This is a genomic window from Pseudoxanthomonas sp. PXM01 (assembly GCF_014851815.1).
Taxonomy (GTDB): Bacteria; Pseudomonadota; Gammaproteobacteria; order Xanthomonadales; family Xanthomonadaceae; genus Pseudoxanthomonas_A.
The window spans coordinates 449,888-475,398 of sequence record NZ_JACVAJ010000001.1 but is presented as its reverse complement, the minus strand read 5'-3'; the positions used below and the strand labels follow the sequence as shown (position 1 = coordinate 475,398).

The 25,511-nt window shown below is 66.9% G+C and carries 18 protein-coding genes; 14 read left to right on the top strand and 4 right to left on the bottom strand.

Annotated elements, in window-relative coordinates; genetic code table 11:
• Positions 1 to 11: 11 nt before the first annotated feature.
• The 9 genes from IB230_RS02075 (at position 12) to recJ (ending at position 11,741) form a co-directional block, all read left to right on the top strand.
• Positions 12 to 1,115 (top strand): prephenate dehydrogenase, encoded by a 1,104-nt coding sequence (locus tag IB230_RS02075; protein WP_192268246.1) that lies wholly within the window; start codon positions 12 to 14, stop codon positions 1,113 to 1,115.
• Positions 1,116 to 1,257: 142 nt separating this feature from the next.
• The gene (locus IB230_RS02070; RefSeq protein ID WP_192268244.1) at positions 1,258 to 2,568 is read left to right on the top strand and encodes an EAL domain-containing protein; all 1,311 of its coding nucleotides are present in this window, start codon (positions 1,258 to 1,260) and stop codon (positions 2,566 to 2,568) included.
• A 56-nt stretch (positions 2,569 to 2,624) separates the two neighbouring features.
• Positions 2,625 to 3,344 (top strand): 4-hydroxy-tetrahydrodipicolinate reductase, encoded by a 720-nt coding sequence (gene dapB, locus IB230_RS02065; RefSeq protein ID WP_192268242.1) that lies wholly within the window; start codon positions 2,625 to 2,627, stop codon positions 3,342 to 3,344.
• 225 nt (positions 3,345 to 3,569) lie between these two features.
• The gene (carA, locus tag IB230_RS02060) at positions 3,570 to 4,697 is read left to right on the top strand and encodes a glutamine-hydrolyzing carbamoyl-phosphate synthase small subunit (RefSeq protein ID WP_192268240.1); all 1,128 of its coding nucleotides are present in this window, start codon (positions 3,570 to 3,572) and stop codon (positions 4,695 to 4,697) included.
• On the top strand, positions 4,694 to 5,257 hold the full coding sequence (locus IB230_RS02055) for a hypothetical protein (RefSeq protein ID WP_192268238.1): 564 nt from the start codon (positions 4,694 to 4,696) through the stop codon (positions 5,255 to 5,257). The genes carA and IB230_RS02055 overlap by 4 nt, the downstream gene beginning before the upstream one ends.
• A gap of 80 nt (positions 5,258 to 5,337) precedes the next feature.
• The gene (gene carB / locus IB230_RS02050) at positions 5,338 to 8,583 is read left to right on the top strand and encodes a carbamoyl-phosphate synthase large subunit (protein WP_192268236.1); all 3,246 of its coding nucleotides are present in this window, start codon (positions 5,338 to 5,340) and stop codon (positions 8,581 to 8,583) included.
• Positions 8,584 to 8,591: 8 nt separating this feature from the next.
• Entirely contained in the window at positions 8,592 to 9,056 is a 465-nt protein-coding gene (gene greA, locus IB230_RS02045) for a transcription elongation factor GreA (RefSeq protein WP_192271214.1), read from the top strand.
• Between the two features lie 7 nt (positions 9,057 to 9,063).
• Positions 9,064 to 10,017: a phosphoglycerate mutase gene (locus IB230_RS02040; RefSeq protein WP_192268234.1), complete on the top strand. Its 954-nt coding sequence runs from the start codon at positions 9,064 to 9,066 to the stop codon at positions 10,015 to 10,017.
• Complete coding sequence (recJ, locus tag IB230_RS02035; protein WP_192268232.1) at positions 10,014 to 11,741, top strand: single-stranded-DNA-specific exonuclease RecJ; 1,728 nt, start codon at positions 10,014 to 10,016, stop codon at positions 11,739 to 11,741. The genes IB230_RS02040 and recJ overlap by 4 nt, the downstream gene beginning before the upstream one ends.
• A 7-nt stretch (positions 11,742 to 11,748) precedes the next feature.
• Here recJ and IB230_RS02030 read toward each other — a convergent pair whose 3' ends face one another.
• Positions 11,749 to 12,963, bottom strand: a complete 1,215-nt coding sequence (locus tag IB230_RS02030; RefSeq protein ID WP_192268230.1) for an acyltransferase family protein — start codon at positions 12,961 to 12,963, stop codon at positions 11,749 to 11,751.
• Between the two features lie 154 nt (positions 12,964 to 13,117).
• Between IB230_RS02030 and IB230_RS02025 the strand changes: the two genes are divergently transcribed.
• Positions 13,118 to 14,002 carry a LytTR family DNA-binding domain-containing protein gene (locus IB230_RS02025; RefSeq protein WP_192268228.1) on the top strand — a complete coding sequence of 295 codons (885 nt, stop codon included), beginning with the start codon at positions 13,118 to 13,120 and terminating at the stop codon, positions 14,000 to 14,002.
• Here IB230_RS02025 and IB230_RS02020 read toward each other — a convergent pair whose 3' ends face one another.
• A complete protein-coding gene (locus IB230_RS02020; protein WP_192268226.1) occupies positions 14,003 to 15,931 on the bottom strand; it encodes a GGDEF domain-containing protein in 1,929 nt (642 codons plus the stop codon).
• 129 nt (positions 15,932 to 16,060) lie between these two features.
• On the opposite strand from IB230_RS02020, the gene prfB reads away from it, so the two are divergent.
• From prfB to IB230_RS02000, 4 genes are all read left to right on the top strand, one after another.
• Positions 16,061 to 17,186 (top strand): peptide chain release factor 2 gene (gene prfB / locus IB230_RS02015; protein WP_192268223.1). Its coding sequence is split into 2 segments (ribosomal slippage): positions 16,061 to 16,135 and positions 16,137 to 17,186, totalling 1,125 coding nucleotides; the frame shifts between segments, so codons are not numbered across the junction.
• Positions 17,187 to 17,286: 100 nt separating this feature from the next.
• Positions 17,287 to 18,798, top strand: coding sequence for a lysine--tRNA ligase (gene lysS, locus IB230_RS02010; protein WP_192268221.1), 1,512 nt, complete (start codon positions 17,287 to 17,289; stop codon positions 18,796 to 18,798).
• A gap of 407 nt (positions 18,799 to 19,205) precedes the next feature.
• Entirely contained in the window at positions 19,206 to 20,291 is a 1,086-nt protein-coding gene (locus IB230_RS02005; RefSeq protein WP_225589368.1) for a two-component system response regulator, read from the top strand.
• A gap of 3 nt (positions 20,292 to 20,294) precedes the next feature.
• Positions 20,295 to 22,490: an ATP-binding protein gene (locus IB230_RS02000; RefSeq protein WP_192268217.1), complete on the top strand. Its 2,196-nt coding sequence runs from the start codon at positions 20,295 to 20,297 to the stop codon at positions 22,488 to 22,490.
• 186 nt (positions 22,491 to 22,676) lie between these two features.
• Here the strand turns inward: IB230_RS02000 and IB230_RS01995 are convergent, their stop codons facing one another.
• Both IB230_RS01995 and IB230_RS01990 read right to left on the bottom strand, forming a co-directional pair.
• Positions 22,677 to 23,543 carry a crotonase/enoyl-CoA hydratase family protein gene (locus IB230_RS01995; protein ID WP_192268215.1) on the bottom strand — a complete coding sequence of 289 codons (867 nt, stop codon included), beginning with the start codon at positions 23,541 to 23,543 and terminating at the stop codon, positions 22,677 to 22,679.
• Between the two features lie 266 nt (positions 23,544 to 23,809).
• Complete coding sequence (locus tag IB230_RS01990) at positions 23,810 to 25,489, bottom strand: long-chain fatty acid--CoA ligase (protein ID WP_192268213.1); 1,680 nt, start codon at positions 25,487 to 25,489, stop codon at positions 23,810 to 23,812.
• Positions 25,490 to 25,511 lie beyond the last annotated feature (22 nt).

Below are 25,511 nucleotides of genomic sequence, written 5' to 3'. Positions count from 1 at the left end.
GAGCCCATTTCGTGTCCGGACCCCTCATTGGCATCGTCGGCAGTGCCGGCGCCTACGGTCGCTGGCTGCAGCAGTTCTTCCGTACCCGGATGGGTTTGGACGTCATCGGCCATGACCCTGCGGACGCGTCGTCGACGGGGGAGTCCGAGCTGGTGCGTCGCGCCGACGTGCTGGTGTTCTCCGCGCCGATCCGCCAAACCGCATCGCTCATCGCCCGGTACGTGTCGCTGGCGGACGGCAACGAAGCCGGCAAGCTGTGGCTCGACGTCACCTCGATCAAGACCGTGCCGGTGGACGCGATGCTGCGCTCGCGCGCCGAGGTTGTCGGCCTGCATCCGATGACCGCGCCGCCCAAGTCGCCTACGCTGAAGGGCAGGGTGATGGTCGTCTGCGACGCGCGCCTCGAGCGCTGGCGTCCCTGGCTGGACGGCCTGCTGCTCGCCCTCGAGGCCGAGTGCGTGCAGGCGTCGCCCGAGCAGCACGACCGCGTGATGGCACTGGTGCAGGCCATGGTGCACGCCACGCATCTCGCGCAGGCCGGTGTGCTGAAGGGGCAGGCGCCACACGTGGGCAGCCTGGCCGCCGTGATGCCGTTCCGCTCGGCGTCCTTCGAGATGGATGCCGCCATCGTCGCGCGCATCCTGTCGTTGAATCCCGCAATCTACGAGGACATCCAGTTCGGCAATCCGCACGCCGGCGAGGTCCTGCAGGCACTCGGCGCGCAGATCACGCGCATGGCGACCCTGGTGGGTGAGGGCAGCGATGCTGCGCGCGCGGCATTCCGCGATGAGTTCCTGCGCGACAACCGCAGCGCGATCGGCGAGGCCACGCTGGCCGCCGGCAATTACAGTTACGAACGGATCGGTTACCTGCTGGCCGATCTCGCGGCGGGCCGGGCGCTCAGCGTGCACCTGCCCGAGGATCGCCCCGGATCGCTGCGCGCCTTGCTGCATGTCTTCGAGCGGCATGGTGTCAGTCTTTCGTCGATCCATTCCTCGCGTACGCCCGGGGGAGAAGTGCACTTCCGCATCGGATTCGATGAAGTCGATCCCGTTGCCCTGGAAAAGACAGTGTTCGACATCGTGGCGCAGGGGCTCGGGCGCGTCCTTTCGTAGCGTCGTGTTTAGCGATTCTGGACAACCTGCTGCGTAGTAAATTCGTTTACTCGACAACTGTGAGATGAGAGGCCTAGCATCGGTCCCATCGTGATGCGTGGACGTGTGCGCATCCCATCATCATCCGCAGGGAGCGACGGAGATGGCTCGCAACAACAAACTGATTTCGCTCTCGTCGGCGCGGCCACCGGTCCCGGCGATGGCTGACGAGGATGCGGTCGCGCTGTTGACGCGGATCGTGTCGGCGCAGAGCGAGATCGCCGCTGCCGGCCCGGACCCGCAGGACGTCGTGGATGCGATCACGTATCGCGCGCAAGAACTGACGCGATCGGCGGGTGCCGTGCTCGAGATCCGGGATGGCGAGAACATGCGCTACTGGTCGGCGAGCGGCATCGCGGGCAACCAGGTCGGCCTGATGCTTCCGGTGAAAGGCAGCCTGTCGGGCCGGTGCCTGGAGGAAGGGCGCGTCATGCGTTGTGACGACAGCGAGACCGACCCCCGCGTCAACCGCGAAGCCTGCCGCAACGTCGGGCTACGTTCGATGCTGGTCGCGCCGCTGTATTTCCGTCGCCAGGCCGTGGGCGTGCTCAAGGTGGTCTCGACGACGCCGGACGCATACAGCGATACCGACCAGCGCACGCTCGACCAACTGAGCACGCTGGTGGCCGCCAGCCTGTACAAGGCCATCGAGCACGCGCAGATGCGGGCTGCGCTGGAACAGAGGAAAGGGCAGGGCGATCGCGACCGCCAGCAATCCCGGGAAGGCCGCGAACGCTTGGAGGCCGTGCTGGAGGGTGCGCAGCTCACGGCCGCCCTGCAACCCATCGTGCGCCTCGCCGATGGCGCGATCGTCGGATACGAGGCGCTCGCGCGCTTCCCGGTGGAGTACGACCTGTCGACCGGACGCTGGTTCGAGGAAGCCGCACGCCACGGAATGAGCATCCAGCTGGAGCTGGCGGCGGCCCGGGTCGCGCTGGATCAGCTTGAACGGCTTCCGGCCGACGCTTACCTGGCGATCAACGTATCGCCGGAAACGGTCTGCAGCGACGCGTTGAAGTCGATGATCCAGGCGCACGACATGCGCCGCCTCGTACTGGAGATCACCGAGCACACGCCGGTGGAAGATTACGAGCGGCTCAATGCCTGCCTGTCCGCCCTGCAGGCCCTGGGCCTGCGCATCGCGGTGGACGATACCGGTGCCGGCTTCTCCAGCCTTCGGCATGTGCTGCGCCTGGCGCCGGATATCATCAAGCTCGACTTCACGCTGGTGCGCGAGGTCGACCAGCGGCCGCGCATGCAGGCCCTGATCGCGGCGTTGCTGACGTTCGCCCGCGGTACCCAGGCCGAACTCGTGGCCGAGGGCGTGGAAACCGCGGAGCAGCTCGACACCCTGAAGAACCTCGGCGTGCCCTACGCGCAGGGCTACCATCTGGGCCACCCGCAGGTGCCCTGACCCGGGAGCGTGCCCTGGCGGTCGCCAGCCCGGCGGACCGGGGCTACCATGCGGCCATGAATACCTCACCGACCCGTCTCCTGATCCATGGCGCATCCGGCAGGATGGGGCAGGCGCTGCTCCGTCTTGCGGCAGTCGAGCCCGAGCGCTACCAGATCGTTGGCGCAGTGACGCGGCGGACACCGTCGCCGCGCGTCGTCGACGGCGTACCTCATTTCGCGGCGAGTGAACTGGCGGGCGTGCCCGCGTTCGATGTCGCCATCGATTTCAGCCTGCCGGAAGGCTTCGATCCGCTCCTCGCGCTGTGCGTCGAGCGCAAGGCGGCGCTGGTGTCGGGCACCACCGGCATCTCGTCCGCGCAGCAGAACGCGCTGGCCACTGCGGCCGCCACCATTCCGCTGGTCTGGGCGACCAACTTCAGCCTCGGCGTTGCCGTCATGGCGGAACTCGTCGAGCGCGCAGCGTCGGCGTTGCAAGGTTGGGACGTCGATGTTGTGGAGTCGCACCACGTGCACAAGAAGGACGCGCCCTCCGGCACCGCCCTGACCCTGGGCCAGGCCGCCGGCAGTGCGGGTGCGCAGGTGCATTACGCCAGCCTGAGGGCCGGCGACATCGTCGGCGAACATACCGTGCAGTTCGCCGGCCTCGGCGAGCGCATCGAACTGACGCATCGGGCCACGCACCGCGACATCTTCGCCCGCGGTGCCCTGCACGTGGCGGGAAGGGTGCGCGGTCGCACGCCAGGCGCCTACCGGGTGCGCGATCTGCTGGACTGACGGGCATCCCGGCGATGCCTGCGCGGCCGCTGAACCTGAATACGACGCGCTCGGCAAGCTTCCGGTGCGCCAGCGGGCGAAAAAACGGTAGCGCTGAACAGGCCGTTTCCGTACAATTCCCGCTCGCCTGTTACCCATCGCCACGGACCGGATGAACGCCGCGTCTGCGGTTTCTTGCAGCCGCAAGCCGGTGGGACAGGGTTCCTCCACCCCAAGGCGAACCCCGTGACACGACCCGCAATTCTCGTACTCGAAGACGGCACCGTATTCGAGGGCGAATCCGTAGGCGCAGCCGGCCTTTCGGTCGGCGAAGTGGTATTCAACACCGCGATGACCGGCTATCAGGAAATCCTGACCGACCCGTCCTACGCCCGCCAGCTCGTCACTCTGACGTACCCCCATATCGGCAACACCGGCTGTACCGACCAGGACGACGAAGCATCGAAGGTCTGGTGCGCCGGCCTGATCGTGCGCGACGTGCCGCGTCGTCCCAGCAACTGGCGCAACCAGCAGGCACTGCCCGAGTGGCTGTCCACGCGCGGCATCGTCGCCATCGCCGGTATCGATACCCGCAAGCTGACCCGCATCCTGCGCGAGCGCGGCGCCCAGAACGGCGCGCTGATGGCCGGCGACGATCTCGATGTCGAAAAGGCGCTCGAGGCGGCACGCAAGTTCCCCGGCCTGAAGGGCATGGATCTGGCCAAGGTGGTGACCACCGACACGCCGTATCCGTGGCGCGACGGCCAGCTGGATCTGGACCGCAATGCCTTCGTGCAGGCGCCGGCGAAGTTCAAGGTCGTGGCCTACGACTTCGGCGTGAAGCACAACATCCTGCGCATGCTCGCCGAGCGTGGCTGCGACGTCACCGTGGTGCCCGCGCAGACCAGCGCCGCCGACGCGCTGGCGCTGCAGCCGGATGGCGTGTTCCTGTCCAACGGCCCGGGCGATCCGGCGCCGTGCGACTACGCCATCACCGCCATCCGCGAGTTCATCGCCAAGAAGATCCCGACCTTCGGCATCTGCCTGGGCCACCAGCTGTTGGCGCTCGCCGCCGGTGCGCAGACCATGAAGATGGGCCACGGTCACCACGGTGCGAACCACCCGGTGCAGGACCTCGATACGGGCCGCGTGATGATCACCTCGCAGAACCACGGCTTCGCCGTCGACGAGGCTTCGCTGCCGGCCAACGTGCGCGTGATCCACCGCTCGCTGTTCGACGGCACCAACCAGGGCATCGAACTGACCGATGCACCGGCCTTCTCGTTCCAGGGACATCCCGAAGCATCGCCCGGCCCGCACGACGTGGCGCCGCTGTTCGACCGCTTCGTGCAGTCCATGGATGCATCGCGATGAGCCTGCGACGCAACGGTCTCGGGCTTCTGCTGGCCGCCCTGGCGTTGCCGGCCGCCGCGGCCGTGCCCACCCATGAGCAGGTGAAGCAGCTGCAGCAGTTGTTCGGTTTCGACAGCGCGATCGTGCGGGTGATGGAAACGGAGGTCGGCAAGGAGCCCGCGTTCGCCGCGTTGACGCCCACGCAGCGCACGTGCCTGCTGGCGCGTATCGAACCGATCATGTCGGTGAAACTCGTCGACGCGTTCCGTACCCTGTTCGGCGATGAGCAGACGGCGGGGCAGTGGATCGCCTTCGCGCAGACCGACGGCGGCGGCAAGCTCATGCAGTTCGTGCGCAAGGGGGTGGAGGCCAGCATCAGCGGCCAGCCGGCTCCCGAAGCCGAATCGGTTCTGGGCGGAATGCCGCAGGCGCAGATGGCGCAGGTGGTCGAATTCATGGGCACACCGGCGGCCAAGGTGCTGGAGCGCGAGTTTCCGGATCTGGATATGACCGACGCCGAGCTCGAAGCCTTCAAGGACGACGCGCGGACCCATTGCGGCATCGAGGACGCCACCCTCTGAGCATCCACCGGATGCGCTGAATACCCACACCGTCGCGCTGCGCATCGCGCGCGACGGCCACGCAAGAGATCGAGGACAGCATGCCCAAGCGCAACGACCTTAAAACCATCCTGATCATCGGCGCAGGCCCGATCGTCATCGGCCAGGCCTGCGAGTTCGACTACTCCGGCGCGCAGGCCTGCAAGGCGCTGCGCGAAGAGGGTTACCGGGTGGTGCTGGTCAACAGCAATCCCGCGACCATCATGACCGACCCGGAAATGGCGGACGCGGTCTACATCGAGCCGATCAACTGGCAGACGGTCGAGAAGATCATCGCCAAGGAGAAGCCCGATGCGCTGCTGCCGACGATGGGCGGCCAGACCGCGCTGAACTGCGCGCTGGACCTGGCCGACAACGGGGTGCTGGAGAAGTACAACGTCGAACTGATCGGCGCCAAGCGCGAAGCCATCCGCATGGCCGAGGATCGCGAGCTGTTCCGCGTGGCGATGGGCGAGATCGGTCTGGAGTGCCCGAAGGCCGCCGTCGCCCACACGCTGGAAGAAGCGCTGGAGATCCAGACCCGCGTCGGTTACCCCACCATCATCCGCCCCAGCTTCACCCTGGGCGGCAGCGGCGGCGGCATCGCCTACAACCGCGAAGAGCTGGTCGACATCGTCACCCGCGGCCTGGAGCTGTCGCCGACTACCGAAGTGCTGGTGGAAGAGTCGGTGCTGGGCTGGAAGGAATTCGAGATGGAAGTGGTCCGCGACACCGCGGACAACTGCATCATCGTCTGCTCGATCGAGAACCTCGACCCGATGGGCGTGCACACCGGCGACAGCATCACCGTCGCGCCGGCGCAGACCCTGACCGACAAGGAATACCAGCGCCTGCGCGACGCCTCCATCGCGGTGCTGCGCAAGATCGGCGTGGATACCGGTGGTTCGAACGTGCAGTTCGGCATCAACGCGCAGACTGGCCGCGTGGTCGTCATCGAGATGAACCCGCGCGTGTCGCGCTCGTCGGCGCTGGCATCGAAGGCCACCGGCTTCCCGATCGCCAAGGTTGCGGCCAAGCTGGCCGTCGGCTACACGCTGGACGAACTGAAGAACGAGATCACCGGCGGCTTGACGCCTGCCTCGTTCGAGCCGGCCATCGACTACGTGGTCACCAAGATCCCGCGCTTCGCGTTCGAGAAGTTCCCGCAGGCCGACGCGCGCCTGACCACCCAGATGAAGTCGGTGGGCGAGGTGATGGCGATGGGTCGGACCTTCCAGGAATCGCTGCAGAAGGCGTTGCGCGGCCTGGAGACCGGCAAGGTCGGCCTCGACCCCACCGGCCTGGATCTGGCGGACGAGGACGATCTGGCCAAGCTGCGCCGCGAACTGAAGGCACCGGGACCGGAGCGCCTGTTCTACGTGGCCGATGCGTTCCGCGCCGGCATGACGGTGGAGCAGGTGCATGCCCTGTCGTTCATCGACCCATGGTTCCTCGACCAGATGGAAGAGATCATCGCCACCGAGCAGCAGCTCGCTGCCGATGGGCTGGGTTCGCTGGACAAGGCGCGCATGCGCAAGCTGAAGCGCATGGGCTTCTCCGATGCGCGCCTGGCGCAACTGGCCGGCACCGATGAAGCCGCCGTGCGCGTGCTGCGCAAGGCGTTGGGCGTGAAGCCGGTCTACAAGCGCGTGGACTCCTGCGCGGCCGAGTTCGCCACCGGCACGGCCTACCTGTATTCGACCTACGAGGACGAATGCGAAGCGCAGCCGACCAACCGCGACAAGATCATGATCCTCGGTGGTGGTCCCAACCGCATCGGCCAGGGTATCGAGTTCGACTACTGCTGCGTGCACGCGGCACTCGCGCTGCGCGAGGACGGGTTCGAGACCATCATGGTCAACTGCAATCCGGAAACCGTCTCCACCGACTACGACACCTCCGACCGTCTGTATTTCGAACCGCTGACGCTGGAAGACGTGCTGGAGATCGTCGAGCTTGAACAGCCGAAGGGCGTCATCGTGCAGTACGGCGGCCAGACGCCGCTGAAGCTGGCGCGTGCGCTGGAAGCCAATGGCGTGCCCGTCATCGGCACCAGCCCGGATTCCATCGACCTGGCCGAAGACCGCGAGCGTTTCCAGCAGCTGGTCGACAAGCTGGGCCTGAAGCAACCGCCGAACCGCATCGCCCGCAACGACCAGGAAGCGTTGCTGCTGGCGCGCGAGATCGGCTACCCGCTGGTCGTGCGCCCGTCGTACGTGCTGGGCGGCCGCGCGATGGAAATCGTCTATGGCGAATCCGACCTGGCGCGCTACGTGCGCGACGCGGTGAAGGTCTCCAACGACTCGCCGGTGCTGCTGGACCGCTTCCTCGACAACGCGGTGGAAGTGGACGTGGACATCATCGCCGACGCCGACGGCAACGTGCTGATCGGTGGCGTGATGGAGCACATCGAGGAAGCTGGCGTGCACTCGGGCGACTCGTCGTGTTCATTGCCGCCGTATTCGCTGTCGGCCAAGACGCAGGACGAACTGCGCCGCCAGGTGGTCGAGCTGGCGAAGGCCCTGAAGGTCGTCGGCCTGATGAACACACAGTTCGCCATCCAGTCCAGCGAAGACGGCAGCGACGACATCGTCTACCTGCTGGAAGTGAACCCGCGCGCGTCGCGCACCGTGCCGTTCGTGTCCAAGGCCACCGGCATGCCGCTGGCCAAGATCGCGGCCCGCTGCATGGCCGGCAAGACGCTGGCCGGGCAGGGCGCCACGAAGGAAATCGTGCCGGACTACTACTCGGTCAAGGAGGCGATCTTCCCGTTCGCCAAGTTCCAGGGCGTGGACCCGATCCTCGGCCCGGAAATGCGCTCCACCGGTGAGGTGATGGGCGTGGGCCGCAGTTTCGGTGCCGCCATGGCGCGTGCGCAGGAAGCCGGCGGCATCAAGGCGCCGCCGGTCGGCAAGGTGTTCATCTCGGTGCGCGACCCGGACAAGAAGCGCGTGCTGCCGGTGGCGCAGGAGCTGGTCGGCCGGGGTTACAGCATCGTGGCTACGGCGGGCACGGCGGCATGGCTCGGTGAGCACGGCATCGCCTGCGAGCAGATCAACAAGGTGCTTGAGGGCCGTCCGCATGTGGTCGACCTGATCAAGAACGGCGAAATCGTGTATATCGTCAACACCACGGAAGGACGCCAGGCGATCGCCGACTCCTTCTCGATCCGACGCGAGGCCCTGCAGCACCGCGTCACCTATTCAACCACCGTCGCCGGTGCCAAGGCGCTGGTGCATTCGCTGGAGTTCCGCGGCACCGGCCCGGTCCTGGCGTTGCAGGAACTGCACAAGGAGCTTCAAGGGTGAGAGCCCCATTGACGATGCAAGGCGCACAGCGCCTGCGCCAGGAACTGGACCTGCTGAAGACGGTCAAGCGCCCTGAAGTAATCACCGCCATCGCCGAAGCGCGTGCGCACGGCGATCTCAAGGAGAACGCCGAGTACCACGCTGCGCGCGAGCAGCAGGGTTTCATCGAAGGCCGCATCAAGCAGCTGGAAGGCGAGCTGTCGCACTCCGAGATCATCGACGTCAGCAAGCTCAACGCGGGTTCGCGCATCGTGTTCGGCGCCAAGGTGGTGCTGGCCGACGTGGATACGGACGAAGAGAAGCGTTACCAGATCGTCGGCGACCTCGAAGCCGACATCAAGCTGGGCCTGATCGCGATCTCGTCGCCGCTGGCCCGCGCCCTGATCGGCAAGCACGAGGGCGACAGCGTCACCATCGATGCGCCCGCCGGACAGCGCGAGTACGAAATCGTCAGCGTCTCCTACGCCGACTGACGGACCGATGGCCCAGGCCACCCTGCTGCTGCCTGCGCGTACCCGCCTGGTCGGGCAGGTCCTGCCGCCCGATATCGCCAAGGCGCTCGGGCGTGCCGACCGTAGCGAGGGCGACGCCGGCGAACGCGCGCAGCTGCGTCGCCAGTTCCAGCTGGTGCCCGACCACTGGCCGGTCGCCGCATTGACGCGGCAACGCGACGCGCGCGATGCGGCCGGCGCCATGTGGCTGCGTGCCGATCCGGCGCGCGTGTCGCCCGACATGACCGGTGCCCGCATGCTTGCCTATGGCGAAGCGCTGGGGCTGACCGATGAGGACACCGTCCAGTTGCTGCCGGCCTTGAAGCCCTTGTTCGGCGATGCCGGCATGTTGCTCGATGCGCCGAACGCGTCGCGCTGGTATCTGCGCCTTCCCGTGGAAGCGAAGTTGCCCGCCTTTGCACCGGCCAGCGACGTACTCGGCGACGATCTGTTCGCCCACCTGCCCGAAGGCGATGCCGGGCGCCGGTGGCGTGCGCTGCTCAGCGAGGCGCAGGTGCTGCTGCACAACCACCCGTGGAACGCACAGCGTGCGGCACAAGGCAAGCCGCCGGTGAACTCGCTGTGGTTCTGGGGGGGCGGCGTGCTGCCGGACGCGGTGCGTACCGGGTTCCGCCAGGTGAAGGGCAATGACGTGCTACTGCAGTCGCTCGCGCAGGTCGCGGGCATCGAGGCAGGTCACGCCAATGGCGAGGGCGGTGTCGATGCCTTGATCGACCTGCGTCACCTGCGCAATCTCGATCTGCTGTGCAGCGATGCGTTGCGCCCATTGCTCGATGCGCTGCGCAAGCGCGAACTGGATGCGCTGAACCTCGATTTCGAGGACGGTGCCCTGTTTTCCCTGCGTCGCGAACAACGCTGGCGACTGTGGCGAGGCGCCTTGCAGCGACTGGACACGGTGCGCCCCGACCACGTGCCGGCATGACGCCGTGCCCGCGTATCCGCCGTCGTGCCATCGCGACGGGCGGGCAGTGGCCGGACAGCGTGCCCCCCTTGCTGCGGCGCATCTACGAAGCGCGTGGCGCCTTGTCGATCGACCAGGCACAGCCCCGGCTGGCGCAGCTGTTGCCGCCCGACCTGCTGGGCGGACTGGGCGAGGCCACCGCGCTGCTGGCAGACGCGATCGCGCAGGACCGGCACATCGTCATCGTCGGCGACTTCGATTGCGATGGCGCCACCGCGTGCGCGGTCGGTGTGCGCGGCCTGTGTCTGCTGGGCGCGACGCGGGTGACGCCGGCCGTGCCCAACCGCATGGTGCATGGCTACGGCCTGTCGCCGTCGCTGGTGGACGAACTGGCCGCGTTGCAGCCCGACCTGCTGGTGACGGTCGACCACGGCATTGCGTGTCATGCCGGTATCGCCGAAGCGAAAGCACGCGGCTGGCAGGTGCTGGTCACCGACCACCACCTGCCGGGCGAGGTATTGCCGCCGGCCGACGTCATCGTCAATCCGAACCTGCGTGGCGATCCGTTCCCCAGCAAGATGCTGGCCGGCGTCGGCGTGATGTTCTACGTACTGCTGGCGTTGCGCCGCGTGCTGCGCGAGCGCGGCGCGTTCGTGGGCGCCGAACCGGATCTCTCCACGCTGCTGGATCTCGTCGCCATCGGCACGGTCGCCGACCTCGTGCCACTGGACGCGAACAACCGCGCGCTCGTCGGTGCCGGCCTGCGCCGCTTGCGCGCAGGGCAGGGGTGCACCGGCTTGCAGGCGCTGATGCGGGCGGCCGGCCGCGATCCTGCACGCCTGACCGCGGCCGACATTGGCTTCGCCATCGCTCCGCGCCTGAATGCGGCCGGTCGCCTGGAGGACATGGCGCTGGGCATCGCGTGTTTGCTGACGGACGACGCCACCCAGGCCGACGAGATGGCACGCGTGCTGGAGGGCATCAACGCCGAACGCCGCGGCGTGCAGCAGCAGATGGTCGACGAGGCGCAGGCGGCGCTGTCCCGTATCGAGACCGGCGAGGATGCGCCGGTGCCGCTGGCGCCCTGCCTGTTCGATCCGGAATGGCATCCCGGCGTCGTCGGCCTGGTCGCGTCCAAGATCAAGGAAAGGCTGCACCGCCCGGTGATCGCGTTCGCGCCGGCCGAGCCGGGCAGCACCACCTTGCGGGGTTCCGCGCGGTCGATCCCGGGTTTCCATATCCGCGATGCACTGGCCGCCGTCGATGCCGCGCATCCCGGCCTGGTTCAGCGCTTCGGCGGCCACGCCATGGCGGCGGGACTGTCGTTGGACGAAAGCGCGCTGCCGCAGTTCCGGGCCGCCTTTCACCAGCACGCAGCGGCAATGCTCGACGACGACCTGCTGCGCGAGGAAGTGCTGAGCGATGGCGAGCTGGCCTCGGGCGAGCTCGATCGCGCGCATGCCGACGTGCTGCGCAGCGCCGGGCCGTGGGGGCAGGGCTTTCCCGAACCGGTATTCGATGGCGAGTTCGACGTACTGGACTGGCGTGTGGTCGGGGAAAAGCACCTGAAATTCTCGCTCCGGGCCGCCGGACACGCCGTGCCGCTGAGCGCCATCCAGTTCAACGGCTGGCACGACGATCCGCCTCCTGCGCGCATCCACGCGGCCTACCAGTTGGATACCGACGACTGGCGCGACCGCCGCGGCATCCAGTTGCTGCTGCGCCATTGGACACCGGCCGCCTGAGCACGCGTCAGGACGGCTGCGGATCCCGTGTGGCGGAGGGATGCGTCGTCGGTGCGTTGCGCTTCAATCCGAACAGCGGCCGAAGCGGAGGGACACGACGCACCACTTCGTAACCGGCGAAGCACAAGCCCAGGGTCAGGACCACGAGTGCAGGGCCTTCCAGCAGCGGGGGCAGTTCGAACCGTTGGGCGTTGTAGGCCAGCAGCACGATGATCGTCTGATGCAGGATGTAGACCGGGAACACCGCCTGCGACAGGTAGCGCAACGCGCGGCTGTCACCGGGATTCCAGCGTCGCGCGAAGCCGAGGATCGCGGCGATCGCACACCATTGGTTCAGTCCCCATGCGCCCCGCATCACGATGCGCAGCCATTGCGGGGGTTCGACATCGGCGAAGGCAGAGAAGTAGAGGACGATGGAAGCCCAACTGATCAGCCACAGGGCCAGCGCCGCCCAGCGCACGCGCACGAACGCACGCCACACCGCGTCGCAACGTGCGACAAGGAAGCCCAACAGGAAGATGCCGAAGTACTGGACGTGGTTGTACCCGTCGTCGATGAGGGCATGGGTCGAGCCGAAGGTGCCGATCAGGGCGATCCTTGCTGCGGCGAAGAACAGCACCGGCCAGAGCAGAATCCCGAGATTCGAGGCGAGGACGGCGGCGAGCCGGTCCGACATGCGCTGTATCGCGGCTGGCGCGCATCGCGTCAGCGCCCAGACGAGGACCGTGTAGACCCACAGGTACGCGACGAACCACAGGTGGTTCCAGGTCGGCAACCGCAGGCAGCCGTCGTCGTCGCAGAAGCTGCCGTCGGCCGCAAGGTAGCGCCCCCAGAACGCGAGGTAGCCGTCGTGGTAGCCACCGGGATATCGCGAATCGAGCAGTTCGTAGTACGCCTGCGGGGGCACGATCACGAGCATCCCGAAGACCAGTGGCACCAGCAGCCGCCATGAGCGCGGGCCGAGGAAACCCGTGCGCGTGCCGCCGGCGTCCGCTGCGCTCCGGGCCTTGCCGAGCAGGAACGCGGTGGCCGTGCCGGACACCAGGAACAGCAAGGACAGTCGCCACGGCGAACTGAGCATCATGAACGGTTCCAGGGCATCGCTGGCGGCCGGGCTCTTCACGTGCCAGTCCCAGGTCACGTAGTACATGCCCACGTGGTACAGCACGAGCAGCCCGAAGGCGCAGACGCGGACCCAGTCCAGATCGTGGCGGCGTTGCATGGTGGTCTCTCTTCATTGCGGATGACCAGCGTCGCCGGTCGGCTATCTCGAGGCCATCGCAAAGGGATGCGTCGCGGTCGCGCAGGGGCCAGTGGCGGGTGGTGAGGGACCAATCGCGGACGGTATGCGTTGTCACGAACGTTAGAATGCGGGCATGACCGAGCAGGCCACGCTGACGTACGAACGGTATCTGCCTTGGCGCCGCTGGGCCGAGATCGGCTTCTGGGTCGCGATGATCGGGGCGAACTGCATCGCCAACAGCATCACCACGCTGATGGACTTCCGCCGGGGAGACTCGGGCGTGCAAGCCTGGGAGCCTGCGGTGTGGGAGGCCAGCAGTGCGGTCATGTGGCTGCTGGTGGTGCTACCGGCGATGGCTTGGTTCACCCGCCGCTATCCCTTCCAATGGGGTGACTGGCGGCGGCAACTGGTGCGCTACGCGGCTGCCAGCGTCATCGTCTGCCTGGTACACGTGGTCGGCATGGTGGCGCTGCGCATGCTGGCCTACCGGACCCAGGGGATGACCTACGACTTTGGGCCATGGCCGCGCGAGTTGTTCTACGAGTACCTGAAGGACATCCGCAGCTTCGCCTACATCGTGCTGACCATGGAGGCGTATCGCCTGCTGTTGCGTCGCTGGCAGGGCGAGGCCAGTCTGCTCGCCGAACCCGACGAAGGTCCGCCGCTGGAACCGGTGGACAGGCCGGAACGCTTCCTCATCCGCAAGCTCGGGCGGGAATTCCTGGTGGCCGCCAACGACATCGAGTGGATGCAGGCCGCCGGCAACTACGTCAATCTGCGCGTACGCGGGCACGATTATCCGTTGCGCAGCACCATCGGCGGCATCGAGACGCGACTGGATCCGCGGATGTTCGCCCGTATCCACCGCAGCTACATCGTCAGCCTGGACCAGGTGGCCTCGATCGAGCCGCTGGACACCGGCGATGCGCGCGTGCACATGAAGGACGGCAGCGCCCTGCCATGCAGTCGGCGCTACCGGCAGGACCTGCGCCAACGCACCGGCGCTGCCGACGCCTAGCTACGCCGCGCGCGTCGCCGGCACCTGCGGCAGGCGTTCCACCGCATAGCTGGCGACTAGCTCGATGGCGCCGCCGCGGACGGCTTCCTCGGGCGCTTCCAGCAATGCCTGCAGCGTGGCGCCGGCCGGCAACGCGCGTCCCCACAGGCCGGCCCAGGCGTTGCGGCGGTCCTTGGCGGCATACAGGGCACGGTCCGCCATGCGCAGCGCATAGTCCCAGCCGCCAGCTGCGTTGTCGAAGAACGGGAATGGCGCGAAGCCCAGCGATACGGTCAACGGCCACTGCTGCCGCGGTGCCAGCTCGTGCACTTCGCACAGCGCTTCGTGCAGGCGCGAGGCCACGGTGCAGGCCTGCGCCTCGGTCAGGTCGGCGCAGGCCATCAGGAACTCCTCGCCGCCCCAGCGGGCGATGACGTCGTCGACGCGACCGATGTCGCGCAGGCGGCGCGCCAGGGCGACCAGCACCTGGTCGCCGGCATGGTGGCCGAAGCCGTCGTTGACCTTCTTGAAATGGTCGATGTCGATAAGGAACAGGACGTGCCGGGTGCCGGCCACCGGGCGTTGCGACGAGATCGCCTTCATCGCTTCGGTCGCGGCCCGCCGGTTGCGCAGGCCGGTGAGGGAGTCGGTGGCGCTGACCTTGCGCAGCTGCCGGTTCTTGCGACGCTGCAACAGGCCGAATCCGACACCGGCAAGCACCAGCAGCACCAGCAGGGCGACCCCATAGCGGCGCAGCAGCGTCGACTTCTCGTCGTTCAGCACGCGGATCTGCGCCTGGTGGCGCATGGTCGCCAGTTCGCGTTGCGCGGCGGCGCTCTCGCTGCGGGCCTGCAGGTCGGCCAGCAACTCCAGCCGTTGTTCCTTCAGCGTCTGCATTTCAAGCGCGTGCAGGCGCGCGCCGACGTCCATGGCGTCGTCCGCCTGGCCCTGAGCGGCATGTGCGGCCATCCAGGCGCGCAGCACTTCGCGCTGCTTCTGCGGCTGCGGCGTGCCGTCCACGTTCGACCAGGCACGCTTCGCGGTCGCCAACGCGCCCGCGTAGTCGCCCGACAGGCGTTGCAACGTCGACAACTTCGCTAGCGATCCCGCCAGGCCGGGTTTGTCGGCACTGTCCTGCTGTGCCTTGATCGCGGCGTCGAGCAAAGGCCGGGCCTGCGCGAGGCGGCCCTGTGCGATCCAAAGGCCGGCCCGCTCGGCGCGCAGACGGTCGACCACCGACTGCGCCTGCTTGCGGCGCGCCAGCGCCTCGCCTTCGTCGATCACGGCCATCGCCTCCTCGGTGCGGCCGAGCCGGACCAGGTTGAGCGCGTGGTTGTGCAGGATCAGCGGATCCTCCAGGCCGACCGAACCCGCGGCCGCCAGCGCCTTGCGGTAGTAGCCATCCGCGACTTCCGGCGAATCGAGGTAGTCCGCATGGATCAGGCCGATGTTGGTCAGCGTGGTGGCCTGGAAAAGGGCGGCCTCCTCGGCCGGCAGCTGCGCGGCAAGGCCCTGCGCATGCAGGTAGGCGGCTTCCGCGCGATGGATCTGGCCTGCGCCGTGGAACACGGAGCCGGCCTGCGAGTAGGCGCGTGCACGGAACTGCGCGGGCAGGCGGGGGTGCTCCTTCACCAGCCGCTCCATCTGCGCACCGGCCTCCACGGCGCGGGTCCTGTCGCCCGCGAGCCCGGCCGCGATGCCGAGGCAGCTGTAGACCTTCACTTCATCCTCGACCGCCAGGTCGGGCTCGCGCAGCAGCGACTCCGCCAGCGCGACGGCGACCGGAGGCGCATCGCGTCGCAACTGCAGGCAACGCTTCACCTCGTCCGCGCGCCGGTCGACGACCGGCTGCGTGCCTTGGGCACGTGAAGACGGCAGGCCGAGCAGCAAGACGAGGCCGAGCAGGCAAGGCAGCAGCGGGACGGGCAGGGGAGTGGCGGGAGTCGGCATGTGCGGACGGCTCTCGGGAGGACGCGCCTGCAGCGATGCAAGTCCCGTTCCAGCCGCCGGGCGTCGGCTCGTCGTCGCGTGAGCCTCTGGTATCCTTGCCGACCGTTTCCAGCCCCCGCCCCACACCCCATGATCGAGCTCAATCCCATCCGCCAGCGCATCGCCGACCTGCAGGACAGGCTGGCCTCGCTCCGGGGGTATCTTTGACTACGATGCCAAGCGCGAGCGCCTGGAAGAAGTAAACCGCGAGCTGGAAAGCCCGGACATCTGGAACAACGCCGAGTACGCCCAGCAGCTCGGTCGCGAGCGCTCGCTGCTGGACAAGACGGTCAACGGCATCCGCGACATCGAGGAAGGCCTGGCCGGTGGCAGCGAGCTGCTGGAACTGGCCGAGATGGAGAACGACGAGGACACCGCGCAGGCCGTGGTGGCCGATGTCGAGCGCTATGCCGTGCATGTCGGCAAGCTGGAATTCCAGCGCATGTTCTCCGGCAAGATGGACAGCTCCAACGCCTTCGTCGACATCCAGGCCGGCGCCGGCGGCACCGAGGCGCAGGACTGGGCGGAAATCCTGCTGCGCATGTACCTGCGCTGGTGCGAATCGCGTGGCTGGAAGACCGAGCTGATGGAGGCCAGCGGTGGAGACGTCGCCGGCATCAAATCGGCCACGCTGCGGGTGGAAGGCGATTTCGCCTACGGCTGGCTGAAGACCGAGACCGGCGTCCACCGCCTGGTGCGCAAGTCGCCGTTCGACTCGGACAACCGCCGCCATACCAGTTTCACCTCGGTGTTCGTGTCGCCTGAAGTCGACGACAACATCGACATCGACATCAATCCGGCCGACCTGAAGACCGATGTGTACCGCTCGTCCGGCGCCGGTGGCCAGCACGTCAACAAGACCGAATCGGCGGTGCGCATCACCCACGTGCCGACCGGCATCGTGGTCGCCTGCCAGACCGGCCGCAGCCAGCACCAGAACCGCGACAACGCGATGAAGATGCTGGCCGCCAAGCTGTACGAGCTGGAAATCCATAAGCGCAACGCCGAGCGCGACGCGGTGGAAGCCACCAAGTCCGACATCGGCTGGGGCAGCCAGATCCGCAACTACGTACTGGACCAGAGCCGCATCAAGGACCTGCGCACCGGTATCGAACGTTCGGATACGCAGAAGGTCCTGGACGGCGACCTGGACGAGTTCGTCGAGGCCAGCCTGAAATCCGGCCTGGAAGCGGGCTCCAAACGCATCGACGCTTGATTCGGCCAATCCCCCTGTGGGAGCGACGTCAGTCGCGAATGGCCACCGAGAAAGCTCGCGACTGACGTCGCTCCCACGTTCCAGAAGACGACACGACCCCATGACAGAACAAGCCGCTCCGCAGGACGAGAACAGCCTCATCGCCGAGCGTCGCGCCAAACTGACCGCATTGCGCGGGCAGGGCATCGCGTTCCCGAACGATTTCCGCCGCACCGACTACGCCGGCGATCTGCAGACGCAGTACGAGGATGCCGATCTGTGGTCCGGCGAGGCACTGGAAGGCAGCGGCCGGCAGGTGAAGCTGGCCGGCCGCCTGATGGCCAAGCGTGTGATGGGCAAGGCCAGCTTCGTGCAGATCCAGGACGAGTCCGGCCGCATCCAGCTGTTCCTCCAGTCCAATACCCTGAGCGACACCTACGACGCGTTCAAGGGCTGGGACATCGGCGACATCATCGGCGTCGAAGGCGGCCTGACCCGCACCCGCACCGGCGAGCTGTCGGTGAAGGCCGAGGGCCTCCGCCTGCTGACCAAGTCGCTGCGCCCGCTGCCGGACAAGTGGCATGGCCTGTCGGACGTGGAGCAGCGCTACCGCCAGCGCTATGTCGACCTGATCGTCACCCCGGAAGCACGCGCGGTGTTCATCAAGCGCTCGCGCATCATCCGCGCGATCCGCGAATGGCTGGATACCCGACGCTTCCTCGAAGTCGAGACGCCGATGATGCATTACATCCCCGGCGGCGCCGCGGCCAAGCCGTTCACCACCCACCACAACGCGCTGGACCTGGACCTGTACCTGCGCGTGGCGCCGGAGCTCTACCTGAAGCGCCTGGTGGTCGGCGGGCTTGAGCGCGTGTACGAGATCAACCGCAACTTCCGCAACGAGGGTGTCAGCACCCGCCACAACCCCGAATTCACCATGCTCGAACTGTACGAGGCCTATGCCTCGTACACCGAGATCATGGACCTGACCGAAGGCGTCATCCGCGATGTGGCGCACGAGGTGCTGGGTACCGGGCAGGTCGTCTGGGACGGGCAGGACATCGATCTGGAGCCGGCGTTCCGCCGCTGGCGCATGGACGAGGCCGTCCGCCACCACAACCCCGAGATCAGCGCCGCCGACTGCACCGATCGCGACGCGCTCGTGCGGCACTGCGAGCGCCTGAAGATCCATGTGAAGCCGTCGTACGGCTGGGGCAAGCTGCTGCTGGAGATCTTCGAAAAGACGGTGGAGCACACCCTGGTGCAGCCGACCTTCATCACCGACCATCCGGTGGAAGTGTCGCCGCTGGCCCGCGCCAACGACGACCAGCCGGGCTATACGGATCGGTTCGAGCTGTTCATCAACGGCAAGGAGATCGCCAACGGCTTCTCCGAACTCAACGATCCCGAGGACCAGGCGGCGCGCTTCATGGCGCAGGTACAGGCCAAGGAAGGCGGCGACGACGAGGCGATGCACTTCGATGCCGACTACATCCGCGCACTGGAAGTCGGGCTGCCGCCGACCGGCGGCCTGGGTATCGGCGTCGACCGCCTGGTCATGCTGCTGACCGGCTCCGATTCGATCCGTGACGTCTTGCTGTTCCCGTACATGCGTCCTGAAAGCCAAGGCTGAACACGACGTCCCGGCGCGCCAACGAAGTGACGCTCCGGGGCAGAATACGCACCCGTCCGGATGACGCGGCGGGGCCACTGCTGCGGAAAGGACGGTCGTCGGATGGCCGTTCTGCCGCCAGCTACCCGCCACGGACCGGCTGGGAGGGCGGCAAATCCGTGACGGAGGTCAATTTGTTGAGTCCCGACAGGCCGTGGCGGCGGCTGGCACGCTTCCTGCGTCGCTTTACGCGCAGGACGGTCAATTTTCCGCCGCCCGCGCCGATAGAGATCAGGGGAGGGGGCCCCGTGATTCGCATCGGTTCCCTTCGTGGTTCACGGACCCCGCCCGGGACCGTGCCGCCGGACAGGACTGACGACATGTTGGATGCGAGCCCCGCCGGAGTATCCTTGCCCGACAGCCACGCGATGTGGCCACAAGGGGTGGGTAACGCTTTGAACATCGTCATCGTCGACGATCAGACGTCTGCGCGCACGATGCTGCGCCATGTCATCGAGGACATCGCGTCCGAGCTGGCCGTCCATGATTTCGGCGATCCGCTGGCCGCACTGGAATGGTGCGAGAAGAACCGTACCGACCTGCTGCTGCTGGATTACCGCATGCCGGGCATGGACGGGCTGGAGTTCGCGCGGCGCTTCCGCCGGCTGCCGATGCACCGCGACATCGCGATCATCCTGATCACCGTGGTCGGCGACGAACCGATCCGCCAGGCGGCGCTGGAAGCGGGCGTCATCGACTTCCTGGTCAAGCCGGTGCGGCCGCGCGAACTGCGCGCCCGCTGCCGCAACCTGCTTCAGCTCCGCCAGCAGTCCGAGAACGTCAAGCAGCGCGCCCTGTCGCTGGAGCAGCGCCTGCTGTCCAGCATGCACGAGGTCGAGGAGCGCGAACGCGAGACCCTGTCGCGCCTGGCGCGCGCCATCGAGTACCGCGACAGCGGTACCAGCGCCTACCTGGAACGCATGGCCCACGTGGCCGGCCTGATCGCCGAACAGCTCGGCCTGCCGGAAGACGAGGTGCGCACCATCGAGATGGCGGCGCCGCTGCACGACATGGGCAAGATCGCGATCCCGGATTCGGTACTGATGAAGGCCGGTCCGCTGACCGCGGACGAAACCGAGGTCATGCGCCGCCACCCCAAGATCGGCCACCAGCTGCTGTCCGGCAGCCAGAACCGCTTCATCCAGACCGGTGCGCTGATCGCGCTGCGGCACCACGAGCGCTACGACGGCAGCGGCTATCCCGATGGCCTCGTCGGCGAGCAGATCCCGTTGGAAGCGAGGATAGTGGCGGTTGCGGACGTGTTCGATGCCCTGATCTCGCCGCGACCGTACAAGAAGGCATGGGAAAAGGACGCCGCGCTGGCTTACCTGTACGCCCAGCGCGGTCGCCTGTTCGATCCCGCATGTGTCGACGCGCTGATCCGTGGGCGGGCGCGGCTGGACGACATCTGCGAACGCTATTCGACGGTGCAGAGCCGTCCAGGGATGGAGTGAGCCATGACCAATCCCATCAGCTGGATCAAGTCGCGACTGGCGCATCGCGGCGACAGCGAGCACGGCCAGGCGCTGATCCGCGTCGCGTTGATCTCCATCATCCTGGCCTACGCGCTGCTGCCGTCCTCGCGCGCCGCATTGCCGGCTGACCAGTACACCATCGTCCTGACCATCATCACCTCCGGCCTGGTCAACGGCCTGGGCATTTTCGCGTGGCTGCTGGTGCAACCGGGCCAGTCGCACGTCCGGCGCGGCCTGGGCATGGTCGCCGACTACGGCCTGCTGGCCGCGGCGATGAACGGCATGGGCGAGCCGCTATCGTGGGCGTACGTCGTGCTGATGTGGATCACGGTGGGCAACGGCCTGCGCTACGGCAACCGCTACCTGGTCGTCGCGGTGGCGATGGCCAGCACCGCGTTCGCCGCGGTGGTCGCCATGAACGACTACTGGCACGCCAACCTGACGCTGGGCGTGGGCCTGGTGCTCGGCCTCATCGCGGTGCCGATGTATCTGTCCGGCCTGCTGCGCGACCTGACCCGCGCCACCGACGAAGCGCGCCGCGCGAACGAGGCCAAGAGCCGCTTCCTCGCGAACATGAGCCATGAGTTCCGCACGCCGCTGAACGGCCTGGCGGGCATGTCCGAACTGCTGGCGACAACGCGTCTGGATGCGGAGCAGCGCGAGTGCCTGTCCACGATCCAGGCCTCCACGCGCACCCTGCTGGGCCTGGTCGAGGACGTGCTGGACATCTCCGCGATCGAGGCGGGCAAGGTCAAGCTCAACGTGGTGGAGTTCTCGCCGCGCGAACTGGTCGACAACATCGGTCTGATCCTGATGCCGCAGGCACGTGGCAAGCAGGTGCGCTACGAAGGCGTCGTCGACGATGCGATCCCGCTGAAGCTGCGCGGCGACGCCGGCCACCTGCGGCAGGTGCTGCTGAACCTGGCCGGCAACGCGGTCAAGTTCACCGACGAGGGCGAAGTACGCGTGGTCGTCACGCCGACCCTGGTCGAGGGCAGCCAGGTGCGCCTGCGCTTCACCGTGACCGATACCGGCATCGGCGTGCCGGTCGCCCTGCGCGAGCGCCTGTTCGAGGCCTTCGAGCAGGCCGACGTCAGCCTGTCGCGTCGTTACGGCGGTACCGGTCTGGGCACGACGATCGCCAAGGGCCTGACCGAGGCGATGGGCGGCACCATCGGGTTCGAGAGCCATGAACAGCGTGGCAGCTGCTTCTGGGTCGAGCTGCCGTTCGAAGCGGTGCCCGAGCGCGTTGTGGTACCTGCGGTGCACGGCCATGCGGAGTGGCTGCGGGAAGAACCGGAAACGTCGAGCGCGGAAAACATCATCGCGTTCTCCGATCCGTTCCTGCGCCATCGCGCACGCGTGCGCAGCATGCAGATCCTCGTGGCCGACGACCACGAAGCCAATCGCATGGTCGTCCAGCGGCTGCTGCAGAAGGCGGGCCATCGCATTACCTGCGTCAACGGCGGCGAAGAAGTGCTGGATGCGCTGGAGTCGGCTTCCTATGACGCCGTCATCTGCGATCTGCACATGCCCGGGTTGAGCGGCCTGGACCTATTGAAGCAGCTACGCGTGATGGAGGCCGGCAGCGGCAGCCGCACTCCGGTGCTGATCCTCAGCGCGGATGTCACGCCCGAATCGATCCAGCGCTGCGAGCAGGCCGGCGCACGCGCGTTCCTGGCCAAGCCGGTCGTCGCGACGCGCCTGTTGGATGCACTGGCCGATATCGCCACCTCCGGCCGGGTCACCGCCACCGCGGTTTCCATGGCACCCGCGCGTGCTGCGGAAGTCTCGGACGGCGTGCTCGATGTCAGCGTACTGGACGAACTGACAGCGCTCGGCATGGGCGAGGCGTTCGAGCGCGAATTCATCGAGCAGTGCCTCAACGACGCGGACGGATGCATCGGCGCCATGGCGCATGCGATGGAGCGTGGCGATGGCGAGCACCTGCGCGAGCATGCGCATGCGCTGAAAGGCGTGGCCAGCAACCTGGGCCTGGTGAAACTGGCGGCCGCGGCGGGCGAAATGATGAGTTTGGCCGACTGGCAGATCACACGCGAATGGCGTCATCGCCTGGCGGCGCTGAACTCCCACCTGAGTCACGGCCGTGCTGCACTCGATGCCCGGCAACGTATCCGTGGTGCGGTGGACAAGGGCAGCGAAAGCACGTCGCCGTGACGCGGCTGCCCGCCGCCCATGACGGCGGTGGGTGGCAATGGTGGAGCGGTGTGGTATTGGGTCCGCCGGTGGCGGGTCCCTGGCGAGTACGGTGACCCGGACTCGCCCTTGAAGACGCAGAATGCGCTTCAACCCCCTGATTTCCCCTGTGGTCGTCTGCGGTGAAAGCAGCGTTGCAGGATGTACTCAGGCCGCGCGGATGGAGCGCTTTTCCTGCGCGCGCACGATACGCTCCATCATCTTCAGCGACTTGTCGCCGAGCGTCAGGGCGGTGTCGACCCACACTTCGGTGATGCCCATCAGTTCGTCATAACCGACCGGCTGCGCCAGGTTGCGGCAGGCGTTCAGCGCCAGGTGCGCGTGCGGCGAACGGCGCTGCTTGTCGATGATCGTCTGCACGGCGGCCGCGCCCTGGCCCTTGGGCACGAGCACATCGACCACGCCCAGCTTGTACAGCTCGTCGCTCGTGTAGATGTTGCCTTCCAGGATGATCTTCTCGGCGACCTGCGGCGACACGCGCTTGCACAGGAACGAGTAGGCGCCCATGCCCGGGAACAGACCGAACAGCACTTCCGGCAGGCCCATGTCCACGCCTTCTTCGGCCACGATGGTGTGGCAGGACAGCGCGATTTCCAGACCACCGCCCAGTGCGTCGCCCTGGATCAGCGCGATGGTGCGCACGTCGCCGCCGAGGCCGGTGTTGAGATGGTGGACGCCATCGATGCAGCGACGCGCATAGCTCAGCAGGCGGTCGCGGTTGTTCTCGCGGATCAGCTGGGAGAACAGTTCCAGGTCGCCGCCCAGGTTGAACGCGCTCGCGTCGGAGGCGACGACGAGATGACGCAGTTTGCCCGGCTGGCGCTGGGATTCGCGCAGGGTGATGGAGTTCATGAAGCTCAGCACGTCGTCGAGCATCTGGCTGCGGAAGCAGGGGCGCACGCCCGGTGCGACATCCGAATGCATGTACATCCAGTGCGCGTCACCGCTCGGTTCGGATTCGACGCGGATGGTCGGGAAGGCACGGGTACGCTGCAGTTTTTCGACGTTGTTCATGGAGAGCTCCTTGGAGGGGTATTGCCCGCGCGGCAGGGGAAGCGGGTGACGGATTAATGTGACGCAGGTGGCATCACGCGCCGATCCTACACCTGAACGAATAATTAAAATCCAGTGCACACGCGCGCTTGCGGCATGTTGCCGGCGTCAAGTCGCCACCAGTCTCGATATTTGTGACAGGCGTCTAGAATCCACCCCTAAAGTCCTGAACCCAAAGAAAAAGGCCGGCACAAGGCCGGCCTTTCCGATAAAGCTGAACAGGGCTTTCAGGAGGTCTTGGCGGGCTCGCGCAGTTCCTTGCGCAGGATCTTGCCGACGTTGGTCTTCGGCAGTTCCGTGCGGAACTCGATGTGGCGCGGCTGCTTGTAGCCGGTCAGGTTGTCGCGGCAGAACGCCTTGACCTGCTCGGCGGTCAGGGCAGGGTCCTTCTTCACGATGAAGACCTTCACCGCTTCGCCCGACTTGTCGTCCGGCACGCCGATCGCCGCCACTTCCAGCACGCCCTCGAGGCCCGCGATCACGTCCTCGACTTCGTTCGGGTACACGTTGAAGCCGGAGACCAGGATCATGTCCTTCTTGCGGTCGACGATGTAGAAGAACCCGTTCTCGTCCATCTTCGCCATGTCGCCGGTGTGCAGCCAACCATCGGCGTCCATGACGTTCGCGGTTTCTTCGGGACGCTGCCAGTAGCCCTTCATCACCTGCGGCCCCTTGATGCACAGTTCGCCCACTTCGCCCAGCGGCACGACGTTGCCGTCGTCGTCCTTCAGGCAGGCATCGGTGGACGGCACCGGCAGGCCGATGGCGCCGTTGTAATCGTGCAGATCCATCGGATTGATGCAGGCGGCGGGTGAGGTTTCGGTCAGGCCGTAGGCCTCGACCAGCGTGACGCCGGTGACCTTCTTCCATTTCTCCGCGACGGCGCGCTGCACCGCCATGCCGCCACCGAGCGTCATCTTGAGGTTGGAGAAATCCACCTCGTCGAAGCCCGGTGTGTTGAGCAAGCCATTGAACAACGTGTTGACGCCGGTGATCGCGGTGAAGCGCGTGGCCTTCAGTTCCTTCACGAAGCCCGGCATGTCGCGCGGGTTGGTGATCAGGTGGTTGAGGCCGCCGAGCTTCATGAAGACCAGGCAGTTCGCCGTCAATGCGAAGATGTGGTACAGCGGCAGCGCGGTGATGATCACCTCGTTGCCGTAGTCCAGACCGGTGCCCACCCACACGCCGGCCTGCTGCATGTTCGCCACCAGGTTGCGGTGCGTCAGCATCGCGCCCTTGGCGACGCCGGTGGTGCCGCCGGTGTACTGCAGGAACGCGATGTCGCCGGAGTCGATGTCGACCTCGGGCAGCGTGTGCAACTGGCCGAGCGTCAGCGTGTCCTTGAAACGCACGGTGCCGGGAATGTCGTAGTCCGGCACCATCTTCTTCACGTACTTGAGGACGAAGTTGACGATGGCGCCTTTCGGGAACCCGACCAGGTCGCCGAGCGCGGTGGTGACCACCTGCTTGACCTGCGTCCCGGCGAGGGCTTCCTGTGCGGTCTTGCCGAAGTTGTCGACGACCAGCAGCACGCTGGCGCCCGAATCCACCAGCTGGTGCTTCAGCTCGCGCGGGGTGTACATCGGATTGACGTTGACCACCGTCAGGCCGGCGCGCAACACGCCGAAGATCGCGATGGGGTACTGCAGGCAGTTCGGCATCATGATGGCGACGCGGTCGCCCTTCTTGAGCTTGAGCTCGCCGAGCAGGTACGCGGCGAACTGCCGGCTGAGCTTGTCGATCTCGCCGTAGGTCAGGGTCTTGCCGAAGTTGCGGAACGCGGGGCGGTCGCGGTACTTGCTGATGGCCTCATCGAAGACGGAGACGATGGAGCGGTACTGCTCCAGGTCCACCTGCTGCGGCACGCCTTGCGGGTAGCTCTTGAACCACGGACGTTCCTGACTCATCGTTCCATTCCCTCCCCAGGGT